This is a genomic window from Rhizobium ecuadorense, from assembly GCF_001187535.1.
In the GTDB taxonomy this organism is placed as follows: Bacteria; Pseudomonadota; Alphaproteobacteria; order Rhizobiales; family Rhizobiaceae; genus Rhizobium; species Rhizobium ecuadorense.
Map to the genome: position 1 here is coordinate 1 of NZ_LFIO01000995.1, position 230 is coordinate 230.

At 55.7% G+C, this 230-nt stretch carries 1 pseudogene; it reads left to right on the forward strand.

The window, feature by feature from the left end:
* Positions 1-192 (forward strand): annotated as a pseudogene (locus AF337_RS18360) (ABC transporter substrate-binding protein); the annotation flags it as partial.
* Positions 193-230 lie beyond the last annotated feature (38 nt).

Consider the following 230-nt stretch of genomic DNA (forward strand, 5'->3'; position numbering starts at 1 on the left):
CCGCAGGCCGCCCTTGCAAAAGCCACCGGATATGCACCAATCAATGTTGACTCGGCCAAGCTGATGGATCCGGAGACGGCCAAGACCCTGCCGGATCAGCAGACGGCAAGCCAGGTGAATGCCGATATGAACTATTGGGCTGATAATCGCGATGCCATCGGCGAGAAATGGTACGCATGGCAGGCAAAATAGCCTGAAACTTGAGATGATCAGGCACGGCGAATGTTCGC